The sequence below is a fragment of the Vibrio sp. 1288 genome (assembly GCF_033344475.1).
Genome location: NZ_JAWPOX010000018.1, coordinates 72697 through 84946 on the forward strand (window position 1 = coordinate 72697; position 12250 = coordinate 84946).

Below are 12250 nucleotides of genomic sequence, written 5' to 3' on the forward strand. Positions count from 1 at the left end.
TCACACTTCTACATTGTCAACGTCTAGACGTCTAAATGGCTGTTTAAATTTTACACGTACAGAAAAAGATAAAAGCTCGTGTTGCGTATCTCACTGATACCACGAGCTTTAGTTATGCGCTAATGAAGAGACTGTTGTTATTGCATTGATTTGGCTTTTTTGCGTTTAACAATACCTAAAACCATCCACGTAAATAAGACAGCAGCAAATGCCCATACCAGATATTTGTATTCGGTGTACAGGTTGCTCAACACGCTTAAATGTTCAAATGCAAAGTGAGTTAACAAGCTGAATACCAATACCCAAACCGTCGCCGCGAGGGCGTTACCGAGCAAAAACTCTCTACGTGGCATTTTCGCGATACCGCATGCAAGAGGCATAAATTGCTTCATTCCTTCAATAAAGCGGCTGACCACCAAGCACGTAGGGCCGTATTTCTGGATAGTCAATTGAAGCGTTTGCATCTTCGGGCCGGAAATGTAGCCTTTTTTATCTAACCACCCCTCAAAGTAATAACCGATTAAGTAGCCACAGGTATTACCAAAAAAGCAGCTCAGCCACGATACCATCATTACCATACTTAGGTTCATGACTTGTTCTGACGAGAGCAAAGATGCCGCGATCATCAGTGATTGACCAGGCATCGGGATACCTATCCCTTCTAGAAATATACTGACAATCAGAGCAACGTAGCCATATTGCTCGAGCAAAGGCTTCATTGACATGAGAAGTTCGTTAATATGTTCCAAAAGCTTTCCCCTAATAAAAGCGGAACGAAGTTGGAGTGATACTCCGAATGTCCTATTGGGTCAATTCTTGTTTCTCACCGTTGAGAAAAACTGACATGCCTCTGATAATTGCGCAGAATCAACCTGCAGCTGGCTTTACTCGCCGCCACGCTCTTTGGTAGCGGCGAACTAGGGAGATCCTTATGACTCTTTGGCTTTGGTGAATGCGCCATACAAATCAAGGCGGCGATGACGTAAGTTGGTGACAGAGCCTTCGGTATTAAGCTGTTTCAACTTAGTCAAATCAACATCAGCGAAGATTATCATTTCGGTGTTGGCGCTTGCTTCTGTCAAGGTCGCATCGTGTGGGAAATAGATATCCGACGGTGAGAATACGGCAGATTGTGCGTACTGGATATCGACATTATCAACACGAGGTAAGTTGCCGACACTGCCCCCAATTGCAACGTAGCATTCGTTTTCGATGGCTCGTGATTGGGAACAGATTCGTACTCGTTGGTAGCCATTTTTTGTGTCTGTCCAGAAAGGAACGAACACAATTTGTGCGCCTTGCTCGGCGAGCATTCTTCCCAACTCTGGGAACTCGCTGTCATAACAAATCAGTATGCCGACTTTGCCTGCATCGGTTTCGAACACTTGAACATTGTCACCACCGTCGATCACCCAGTCTTTTTGCTCATGGGGCGTGATGTGGATCTTATATTGAGCGTTTATTTCACCATCTCGTTGCAGCAAGTAGGCCACATTATACAACTTGCCATCCTCGATGACGGGCATACTGCCAGCAATAATGTTGATGTTGTAGGTGACTGCCATTTGCGAGAAGCGGTTTTTGATCTCTTCTGTAAAGCTAGCCAAAAAGCGAATTGCTTCGACGGAATTTTGGTCGTTTTGCAATCCCATCAGCGGCGCGTTAAAGAATTCAGGGAATAGGGCGAAATCGGCTTTGTAGTTCGCAAGAGAAGAAATGAAGAACTCAGCCTGATCGAGCAAGTCCTCTAAGTCATTCATGGCGCGCATTTGCCACTGCACAACACCAATACGAATCAGCGTTTTTTCTACATCATGGACGGATTGAATATCCTCTTCGTAGAAAAAGTTATCCCACTCCAGTAGAGTTGCGTAGCCTTTAGAAGCACTATCCTCTGGCAAGTAACCACGCATAATACGCTTTACATCGAAGTCATTTGCAAGCTGAAAAGACAAAATAGGATCGTGAAGCTCACGGCGTTTTATCTTGTCGATGTATTCAGCCACGCTCAATTCGTCAGCATATTTGTGGTAATTCGGGATGCGGCCACCGGCTAAAATTGCTTTGAAGTTCTTACTCCGGCAAAGCTCTTTACGCGCATCATACAAACGTCGACCTAAACGTAGCCCTCGATAGTCCGGGTGGACAAATACATCGAGACCATACATTGCATCACCGGTTACTTGATTCTGTATGACGTTGTTTTCGGTAATGATGTCGGTATATAGATGAGGAAGAGAAAAGCGGTTGTAGTCCACTTTAATGGTCAATGCTGCACCGACTATTTTGCCGTTATCTTCAATACAGATTTGGCCATCAGGAAACTGATGAATGAGATCCATAATAGTCAGCCGTGGCCATGAGCCGCCAACATCAGGAAACACTAAGTCCATTAGTTCTGCAAGCTCAGGGTAATCCGTTGGCTCAATGGTACGTAATGAGAGTTTGGGCGAATTGCTGTCCATATCTTTCAATCCATTTATCCTTTTGAAACAGTGTTAATGAGAATGCCACAATTTGGAGCAGACAGATACTGAAGTCTTTGAGTTGTTTTGGTTTACCAAAAGCATTTCAAGAAAACAATATTAGCTTAGTTTGCTCTTCAACCATTCGTAAAACGCCGCCACTTTCTTAGCCGATAGGCGATAATTCGGGATCATCACGTAATAACCATAACCACTCTGTAAAGTTAGGTTGAGAATATGTTGGATATCCCCTCTTAAAATAGAATTCTGCGCCATAAAATCAGGAAGTAAGGCGAGTCCTTTTCCCATTTTGACGGCTTCGTAAGCTAGGTAAAAATGTTCAAAGCCTACAGAGTGATAGGTAACGGTTGATTCTACTGCATGTGCCGCCTTAAATTGCTCCCACAACTGAGGACGAGTGATTTGAGGTATCAGCGGATAGTCGCTAACAGCGTGCACATTCTTGAGTGCAGGAGCGTTAGTACCGACCAATAGTAGTATTTCTTCGCATAGTAAGTGGCTGTATTCATAATGCGTGGATAATGGAAGGCAGCGAATATGTAAGTCACTTTCGTTGCTCGAATCTTTGACGTTCCCATCCCCAGTACAGACTCTTACTCGGATGTTAGGATGTTGCTGGTGGAAGTCATCAATATTAGGTATCAACCAAAGACTGGCAAAAGAAGGGGTTACGTCCACGGTGAGTAATTCTTGCTTTGAATCTGACTGGATTAAGTTGGCAGTTGCATGCTGAATAAGCTCCAAAGCTTCTGTGACTTGCGGCAGATAACGCTTGCCTTCTTCGGTTAACTCAATACCACTCGCCCATCTTTGTATTAAAGGTAAACCCACCAATTGCTCCAGCGATGCGATTTGTTTGCTTACTGCGCTTTGCGTAATACATAGGGCATCCGCTGCTTTAGAGAAACTGAGGTAATTAGAGACCGCGACAAACGTCCTTAATGCTCGAATAGAAGGGTATTCACTGCCTTTTAACATACTTCAGTTCCATTAAACTCTGCTTAGGCAAAGAGTAGAATATTCACGGCTTGAAGCAAAGTAAGATGCAACGTATGTGTGATTAGCTTCCTTTCTTATAAAAACTAGCTAAGCATTTTTTTGACTGATTAATCTACAAGAGTATTTTAGATGTTTATTTAATTTCTTTGAAAAATCTACAAATTAACAAGAATCTTTTTCACATCAGCGATTAACCTCAATTTAGTATTGTTTATATAAAGTAAACAGACAGCTCTTTTTTTCTATTTTTGTTCGGCGATCTTTAGAGTATTGTCAGTATTCTATAAAATTAAATATATTTTTCATTAATTTAAAGTTGGCATTGCATTTGCTCTTTACTATTCGAACCTTCAATGGAACTTATATTAGGAGAACGAAATGAAAAGCAATGTTGTTACTTTGATTAGCCTTTTTTCTTTAGCAACGTTTAGTACTTTATCACATGCTGCGGACTCCAACGATCATGGTGTATATGTTGGCGCCAACTACGGTTACTTAAAAGTTGATGGACAAGATGACTTTGATGATGACAGCGATGTTATTCAAGGTTTAGTTGGTTACCGTTTTAATCCTTACTTAGCGTTGGAAGGTGGTTACATTGATTTCGGTAGCTATGGTAATAACCTAGCAAATGCCGAAACGGACGGCTATACAGCGGCTCTAAAAGTTACCGCTCCCATTGCTGATCGTGTCGACCTTTACGCAAAAGGAGGTCAAATGTGGTACTCGACGGATTACAACGTTGCGGGCTTCCAAGGCAACAAAGATGATGAAGGTGTATTCGCTGGTGCCGGTGTGGGTTTTAAAGTTACTGATAACTTCTTAGTTAACGCAGAATATATGTGGTACGACGTAGAACTCAATGCGGAGAATGTCGCGAACGGTGCAAACACGGAAACAGACTTTAACCAAGCATCACTAGGTGTAGAGTATCGCTTCTAATATAGTTAGCCGTGCTGGACTCAATAAAATTGCGAAGCAGAATAGCTTCGCACTTTTATTATTTATCACTCAAATAATTTAAGGCCGATGAAGCGTATATATAAAACGATGGCTAATTTATTTTATTGTTACTCCAGGGTATTTAATACATTGCTAGCATGACTGTCTAGCCTTTTTACTAACCTTGAAAAACAAAGCTTTATTGCTCTGCAAGTAATATTAGATAGGTTAATTTCCGCATTGTCTGACATTACATTTATGTGGCCTATAATACCGAGAACGTGTTCTTTACGTTCATTTTTTAGCTCTGAAATTAGCTAATTGAACCCAAGTAGCAAGGCCTACGGTCGCATCTGTTGTATTATATGACCCAGACCTGAAATTCTTAGTAAAGTCAAAGTTGAAGAGACTATTTTACTTACCCAACCATCAGTCATCCGAGCGTTATATCTATTGTTGAAGTCAAGAAATACGTTGCGTTCTAGATAAGTTTAAGGCTTAGATTGTAGTGCCGATCACTCATTACTTGTAGCGTTATTGACATAACCCAGAACAGATTTTTTCCTAGTCCATGAGCGTGGAAGTCGATACCAGAACCTCCTTCTAACCGATACTCAATGCCCCCGTGAATGAATGGCCAAAGAGGAGACATAGGAACTGGAGTTTCATCATGAGTGCATTATTTAATTTCCATACAAGTCAGAGTCTATATAACCAAATAAGTTACATTGGCTGTTTACGTAGTAGTCATCGTTTTCTTCATCATCAATTGAAAAAGCAAAGTACTTAAGAGGGTTCTCAGTGTCACAAGCAAGGTTAGCCATGTTATTTTTTACGTAATCCTCTATTTTATAACCATCAAAGCTTCCTTCCCAAATAATAGTACTTTCATCATTGCTGAGTTCTGCGACTAAAACAATAGTTACATAGCGATCAATGAGAGGAGTGCTTATGACGTCTTTATTTTCATAGACTGGAGAAAACTCAAAGCGACCAGTACTGTCTGTGAATGTTGATAAGTCTATTGATTTCCCTGACATGCTTAAACCAATACTAAGGCTAACCTTTAGGCTACTAAGTGGTTTTCCTTTCTTTGTTAACACACCATTGATTTGCGGTGTGTATTGATTAACGTGTTCGTCATTCAATTTACTTTCTTCAAAATTCATTACAATGCTCACTAATATGACTGTAATAATTCCAGCAACTTAATTTTTCACAACAATATTTTCATTTTGAAATTTAAAAATCTATATATGTTGTGTTTCTGTTCAATATCTAAGGTTAACTTTGTGATTAGAGTTACATTATTTTTTGTAACTACTGTTTGTAGTCATTACATCTATAGAGTTGTAATGAAACAAGCGAGTAGGGACTAACAATGAATACATCAATCAATTCATCGAGGGAGATGAGTATAGACTTTAGACTTAGATCTAGTTATCTCTTAGAAAGGATAGGTAAGCAGAAGACTTTTAAGTTGCAGGGCTTTTAGTACCATGCTTTCTGCCTTTTTGATTAGTACTTATGAACTTCTTGTTTACTGATTAATACTCAACGAGTTTGTAAACCTACATGGGCCAAAGGTATGCGGTAATCTATGTAGTAAGATTTCAGAAAGCATGAATGTTTGAAAAAAGAGACTATTTTAGTTGATACAAAAAAGGCCACCCGAAGGTGGCCTTTTCCAAACGTTTGGTGGAGCTGGCGGGAGTTGAACCCGCGTCCGAAAACCGTTCATCATTGGTACTACATGCTTAGTCGATCTTTAATTTCGCCACCCACCTGCGAACCGACACGCTAATGAATGACTAGCCTGAATTAAAATTCGCCGTTCATCTCTCAGGCGGGAGAATCCGGGCTAGCGCGTTTGGGTTTGATCCCTCGTTATTCCCCGTCTTACGTGCGGAAGCTAGGGCGAGAGAGCTCTTAGCAGGTTATTAAGCTGCTAGTGCGTAGTTTTCGTCGTTTGCGACTATTTTTTTGCGGTTTGTTAACGAGGCCTACCGCACCTCGGCATGCACCTCAGACTTCTGAATTCCCGTCGAATCCTAAATCAGCCCCAGGTAATATTCGCATAGTAACAGAAAAGCATTGGCTGTCCAGTACTATGCGTTTAAGTGGTCAAGATTAACGCAGTGCGCTCTTCATTACGCGTGCTTTTTCTCTTGCCCAGTCTTTTTCTTTTAGATCCGTACGTTTATCGTGCAGCTTTTTACCTTTTGCTACGCCAATTTTTAGTTTCACCCAAGAGCGAGACCAGTACAGTGAGAGGGCCGTTAATGTCATACCTTCACGGTTTACACGTCCGAATAGGTTATCCAGCTCACGACGACTCATTAGTAGTTTACGCACACGTGTAGGGTTCGCCACAACGTGTGTCGATGCCTGATTTAAAGGAGTGATTGTCATGCCACTCACAAAGGCTTCACCGTCACGCATAAATACGTAACTTTCAGAAATATTGGCTTTACCTTGGCGAAGGGCTTTCACTTCCCAACCTTGGAGCTCCAAGCCAGCTTCGATTTCATCATCGATGAAATACTCGTGGCGAGCTTTTTTATTCAGCGCGATAGTATTGCTACCCGCTTTTTGTTTCGTTTTTTTCTTTGCCATAATAGCGTCATTATACGGGTTGGATATCGGATAGGAAATCCTTTTATTTGCGCAATCGTGGAATAAAAGTAAAATTGGCGAGTAGCTTTAAATCTGTACATGTATCGATAGGAGTATGTATGAAGCAAGTCAGCCGTTCTGCGCTTGTGTCTTTTAGCGCCGAACAGATGTTCAATCTGGTTAATGATGTTGCTAAATACCCTGAATTTCTGCCTGGTTGCTCGGGCTCTAGAATCATTGAGTCTTCGGGGAATGGTATGGTGGCTTCTGTCGATGTGGCGAAGGCTGGAATCAGCAAAACGTTTACGACTTCAAATGAGTTGATCCCCGGTCAGGCAATTATGATGAACTTGGTGGATGGCCCGTTTAAGACGTTGCGTGGTGGTTGGATTTTTACCGCGCTAGATGAGCAAGCTTGCAAGGTTGAACTAAAGCTTGAGTTTGAATTCTCAAGTAAAATGATTGAGATGGCCTTCGGTAAGATTTTTAACGAGCTTACTAGTAATATGGTAAATGCATTTACTAAACGCGCAAAACAGGTCTACGAGTGTTATGAGTATTGAGTCAGATATGATTCACGTTGAGGTTGTCTATGCTCTTCCTCATGAACAGCGTGTATTTAACTTAGTGGTAAATAATCACGCAACGGTAGAAGAGATCATTCGACAATCCGGTGTATTGGAGTTGTACCCTGAAATTGATTTGTCCAAGAACAAAGTGGGTGTGTTTAGTCGTAACGTGAAGTTGGATGCGACCGTTCGAGATCGAGACCGAATAGAGATTTATCGTCCGTTACTCGCCGATCCGAAAGAGATTCGCCGTAAAAGGGCGGAGCAGGCTAAAGCCGAGGGAAGTGCAGACCCAGTCACAGGTGGCAAGCCTAGTACTGTACGTAAAAATAAGCAGGATTAATATAAACCCAATAGCTCATGTGAGTTACTCAAAGTTTGACTAACGTGATTTCTATATAATAAAAAACCTCCCAAACGGGAGGTTTTTTTGCAAAAGTCAGTTTACTGAATTTGCTCGTAAAATGCGTCACTTTTTGGAAAGTCACCACTGATGTCTGCGAGTGTGCCTTGGTCATTAAAGTTTACAATCAGATCTTTCTGTACTGGTTCGCCATGGCCAGGAGTATGATGATAGATGTAATACCAAGTGTTTGGATAGCCGTTTTCAATAAGCATTGGCGACCCTAATACGAAGCGAACCTGTGCTTTAGTCATCCCAAACTTTAATTTATCAACCGCACTTTGTTCTACATAGTTGCCTTGGTTGATATCAATACGATAAACCAGTCTTTCCAATACCGAACATCCTGTCAGCAATGTCATTGCTAATGGTACGGCAACTAACCACTTCTTTAATTGCATAATAATTTCTTAGTAACCTTTAAAATACTGCGCTGATAATAAACAAGCTCGACGCAGATGTAAAAAGCTATGCGTCGTATGGTAGACAATCTGACAACGAATTTTGAGTTGAGTTGCATTTATTCACCGATATTAGGCGGTAAATGTCACCACATGACGTATTAGTTAGGTGACGAAGAGCAAATTTCAATCGGAAGTAGGGTGATGGACGCTTTCAGCGGTGAGCAAAGCCTAGTGACTCGTTAGTCGGTTTTGGCGAATTCGCGTAATGCATCACCTGAAAAACGATAATACTCTTTTTCATGAATTAGTGTTGCACCAATTGAGCGGTAAAACTGACCTGCGGTAGGGTTACTACTTTCAGCTGTCCAGTCCAACCTTTGGCATCTACACTTGATCGCCAAAGATGCCAGATACTTCATTAACTTGAGACCAACCCCTTTTCCTCGAACCTTCGAAGATACGAACAGATCTTTTAAGTACATCTGCCCTGAGAGTTTTGGGGCAGGGAACATGATGGTATAAGATGCAAAGCCTACGACGTCATCATTATCGTAAACCGCAATGATATGAACGCCAGAATGTTCAGAGAAAACTTGGTTCTTTAGATAATGGACCAGATCGTGTTTTGATGAAGCTTTTTCTTTGAAGTAGTAATGTTCTAACTCAATAAAAATAGGGATGAGATCTAAGCAGTTGGTTTTGTGTATTGCTCTGATATCCATTTCTCATCCCTTGTCGATTTATTAAGCGGCGATAAGCAGTTCTTTTGCGTTTGCCAACGTTGAGTCGGTTATTTGACTACCCCCAAGTAAGCGAGCTAATTCTGCCACACGTTGTTGTTCATCTAATGCGTGCATTTGGGTTTCGGTTTGGCCTGCTTTGGTTTGCTTAGCTACAAACATTTGTTGATGGCCGCATCCGGCAACTTGAGGGAGGTGAGTGACACACAATACCTGAGTTGATTCGCCAAGCTTGCGTAGCATTTTGCCCACTACGGCAGCTGTTGGGCCACTAATACCTACGTCCACTTCATCGAAGATTAAACTTGGTGTATCTACTTTCTGAGCGGTGATCACTTGGATCGCTAGAGAGATGCGTGATAGCTCACCGCCTGACGCAACTTTTGCTATAGGTTGTAATGGTTGTCCCGGGTTGGTCGATACTAAGAAGCACACGCTGTCCATGCCAAGCGGCGATGGGTGCGTGTTGTCATTGCTAACTTCGATACTGAATACTGCTTTCTCCATGCTCAATTCGTGCATGCTTTGTGTGATCAGTTTGTTCAGTTCTTTTGCGTAACGGCTGCGTGATTTGTGCAGTTTTTCTGCTTGTGTTAGAAAGCTTTGGTACTTGTGTTCTACTTCTTGAGCAAGTTCATCTAAACGTTCATCGGAGCAATCTAACGCTTCTACTTGGGCCAGAAGATCTTGATGATGCTGGTAGAGTTCTTCTGGCATTACGTGGTGTTTACGAGCTACAGACATCACTTTAGAAAAACGTTCTTCTACATAAGCCATACGAGCTGGATCAACATCGATGCCATCTAAGTAGCTGCGTAATTCATTCTTCGTTTCTTCAAGTTGAATCATTGCTTCTGACAGCATGTTAGGTAGCTCAGATAGCTTTTCATCTAATTCGGCTAATTGAATTAGGGAGTGATTGGCCGATTGCAAAATACCAAGCGCATTGACTTCTTCACCTTCGTAAATAAGTTCGATGGCTTGCTGACAGGTAGTGGCGAGTTCACCACTGTTGGATAGTCGTTTGTGCTCTTGCTCGAGCTCTGCAAATTCTTCTTCACCTAGCGATAACTCATTCAGTTCTTTGATTTGGTATTCAAGCAACTGTTTTTGCGCCTGGTTTTGCTGGCTATTTTCTTTTAGCTGCTTGAGGTTATTATCCGCCTGACGCCAATGCTGGTAAGCACTTCGTGTGCTTTTTAGTAGGTTTAAATGCCCAGCATATTGGTCGAGCATGGCCATTTGGTGCTCACTTTTCATCAATTGATGATGAGCGTGCTGCCCATGGATATTGATAAGTAGCTGCCCTAGAGATTTGAGCTGTGATAGTGGAACAGGGCTGCCATTAATGAAGGCTCTTGAGCGGCCTTCTTTTGTGATAATACGACGCAAAATACACTCACTGCCATCTAGCAGATCGTTATCTTCTAACCAACGTGTTGCATGTAAGTTGTTGTCCAATAAAAAAGCGGCGCTAACTTCGGTTTTCTCTTCACCTTGTCGCACCATGCCGGCATCGGCTCGTCCGCCTAAGCAGAGCCCTAAAGCATCAATAGCAATGGATTTACCCGCGCCTGTTTCACCTGTAATGGTGGTCATGCCCTTAGAAAGCTCGAGTTGTAAAGACTTAACAATCGCAAAATTATTAACACTTAGATGAGCCAGCATTTTATTTACCTGTATAACTGAACAATACTGTATAAGAGAACAGTATATACTGTTTCTTTATACAGTAAAGTCGGGTAAGGAAAATTTTCTTTGTAGGCTGTTTTTTTGTGATGAAGTGGGAAAAATGAGCCGATGTGATTACAACGACTCATTAAAGTTGAACAGGTTACGGACGAGTTGGGTTAATCGTTAGTGGTTCTAGTGTGACGACTGCATTCACACCTGCACCTGGGTGATCCACGTATGAAGTGTCTTGCATTAGAGTGTAGTAAACGTCGACGAAGTCATCATCATTCGTGAGTACACCATCGGGGATAGTGTCGATGATCTTGTTCGTGATTTGCGGAATAATCGCGTAAGCCTGAACTTCTGGATCTGGAATCGCTTTCAATACTTCTTCGGCAACTTGAACAAGGAGTTTTGCCAGTTGTTTATAGTCTGTGCCGTCATCTTGCTCCATGAGCACAATGTCTGCCGCACCCCAGCGGTAACGAGACCAGTGAATAATGATCTGATTTGGATAGTAATCTTGGTTATCGTAGTCTAAGTATGGAAGCTCCACCAAATCGAGAGTAGGTTCATCACGACTTGGATTGACGCCCGTTACGATAGCGTAGATTTCTGCCTTGCCAGAGATCCAAGGTTCTTTGTCATCGGCTAGACGGATCTTTTTCAGCTGCGTGGTTTGAATTGGAGCCGCTTCGCCCACTGCGCTACTTGACAATAGCGGTGTATTTTGGCGTTGTTCATCAGCAATATATGGTTGAACTAAAGCTGGTTGACCGAGTTTTTTCATCTCAGCTTGCATAGCTTGCAAGCCTGCTTTTAGCTCTGCAGAGCTATTGTTATCAACGACAAGTACAGGTACCTCAGGGAGCTGGTAAACATCGAGTTGATGGATGTTGCCATACACATCAAATGCTTCGATGTATTGCCAATTCTCATCATCACCACTTGGTTCAAATGCAAATAATGGCTCGACCTCGCCACTTTGCCATGCTGTTATCATGGCTTCATTTGCCAAGCGAACTTCTAACAACTGATCAGAGTATTCAGAAATACCTTTCCAGCTACGAATTTGAGTGTCAGCTTGTACAAGCTGGCGGCTGAACTCTGAGTTAGGGTTTTGCTTAACAAATGCTGATACAGACACGTTAGTCTGTTGCGGAGTAATATCTCTTCTCAGCATGGGTTCAATGGCAGCATAATTCTCACTCAATTGTTGAGCTAGGGCCCGTTTCGTCTTAGTGATATCTTCCGCTTTTGCATTGGACACACTGTTGACTTGCGTTTCCTCTGATTGGCAGCCAATAAGTGCTAATGTACTGAGAACAGACAGAATGATGGTTTTCTTCATAATATGTCCTTTATTGATTGTATGAAATAGAGTTAATACTCTATTCATGGTGAGAATATCACCGGA

12 protein-coding genes and 1 other RNA gene are annotated in these 12250 nt (G+C 42.0%); 3 read left to right on the top strand and 10 right to left on the bottom strand.

All coding sequences use genetic code 11. The annotated features are described in order from the left end of the window. Window positions 1–137: 137 nt before the first annotated feature. From R8O11_RS14745 to R8O11_RS14755, 3 genes are all read right to left on the bottom strand, one after another. On the bottom strand, window positions 138–725 hold the full coding sequence (locus R8O11_RS14745; RefSeq protein ID WP_005383738.1) for a DedA family protein: 588 nt from the start codon (window positions 723–725) through the stop codon (window positions 138–140). 204 nt (window positions 726–929) lie between these two features. Continuing rightward, window positions 930–2465, bottom strand: a complete 1536-nt coding sequence (locus R8O11_RS14750; protein ID WP_047102129.1) for a bifunctional GNAT family N-acetyltransferase/carbon-nitrogen hydrolase family protein — start codon at window positions 2463–2465, stop codon at window positions 930–932. Between the two features lie 120 nt (window positions 2466–2585). Next, complete coding sequence (locus R8O11_RS14755) at window positions 2586–3464, bottom strand: LysR family transcriptional regulator (protein WP_033905818.1); 879 nt, start codon at window positions 3462–3464, stop codon at window positions 2586–2588. Between the two features lie 399 nt (window positions 3465–3863). On the opposite strand from R8O11_RS14755, the gene R8O11_RS14760 reads away from it, so the two are divergent. Further along, window positions 3864–4427, top strand: a complete 564-nt coding sequence (locus tag R8O11_RS14760) for a porin family protein (protein ID WP_005381668.1) — start codon at window positions 3864–3866, stop codon at window positions 4425–4427. 683 nt (window positions 4428–5110) lie between these two features. On the opposite strand, the gene R8O11_RS14765 is transcribed toward R8O11_RS14760, so the two are convergent. The 3 genes from R8O11_RS14765 to smpB form a co-directional block, all read right to left on the bottom strand. After that, window positions 5111–5596, bottom strand: a complete 486-nt coding sequence (locus R8O11_RS14765) for a DUF6795 domain-containing protein (protein ID WP_053302978.1) — start codon at window positions 5594–5596, stop codon at window positions 5111–5113. Window positions 5597–6123: 527 nt separating this feature from the next. Next, window positions 6124–6491, bottom strand: a transfer-messenger RNA (tmRNA) gene (gene ssrA, locus R8O11_RS14770). Between the two features lie 66 nt (window positions 6492–6557). Then, window positions 6558–7043: an SsrA-binding protein SmpB gene (smpB, locus tag R8O11_RS14775; RefSeq protein ID WP_005381642.1), complete on the bottom strand. Its 486-nt coding sequence runs from the start codon at window positions 7041–7043 to the stop codon at window positions 6558–6560. A 119-nt stretch (window positions 7044–7162) separates the two neighbouring features. Between smpB and R8O11_RS14780 the strand changes: the two genes are divergently transcribed. Then, window positions 7163–7606, top strand: coding sequence for an SRPBCC family protein (locus R8O11_RS14780; RefSeq protein WP_005381641.1), 444 nt, complete (start codon window positions 7163–7165; stop codon window positions 7604–7606). After that, complete coding sequence (locus tag R8O11_RS14785) at window positions 7596–7955, top strand: RnfH family protein (protein ID WP_064376794.1); 360 nt, start codon at window positions 7596–7598, stop codon at window positions 7953–7955. Before R8O11_RS14780 ends, R8O11_RS14785 begins: the two co-directional genes overlap by 11 nt. A 101-nt stretch (window positions 7956–8056) precedes the next feature. On the opposite strand, the gene bamE is transcribed toward R8O11_RS14785, so the two are convergent. From bamE to R8O11_RS14805, 4 genes are all read right to left on the bottom strand, one after another. Beyond that, window positions 8057–8416 (bottom strand): outer membrane protein assembly factor BamE, encoded by a 360-nt coding sequence (gene bamE, locus R8O11_RS14790; RefSeq protein ID WP_017820585.1) that lies wholly within the window; start codon window positions 8414–8416, stop codon window positions 8057–8059. A gap of 242 nt (window positions 8417–8658) precedes the next feature. Further along, entirely contained in the window at window positions 8659–9141 is a 483-nt protein-coding gene (locus R8O11_RS14795; protein WP_086046555.1) for a GNAT family N-acetyltransferase, read from the bottom strand. Window positions 9142–9162: 21 nt separating this feature from the next. After that, window positions 9163–10827 carry a DNA repair protein RecN gene (gene recN, locus R8O11_RS14800; protein ID WP_005383750.1) on the bottom strand — a complete coding sequence of 555 codons (1665 nt, stop codon included), beginning with the start codon at window positions 10825–10827 and terminating at the stop codon, window positions 9163–9165. A 166-nt stretch (window positions 10828–10993) separates the two neighbouring features. Continuing rightward, complete coding sequence (locus R8O11_RS14805) at window positions 10994–12184, bottom strand: DUF3103 domain-containing protein (RefSeq protein WP_005383752.1); 1191 nt, start codon at window positions 12182–12184, stop codon at window positions 10994–10996. Window positions 12185–12250: the final 66 nt, after the last annotated feature.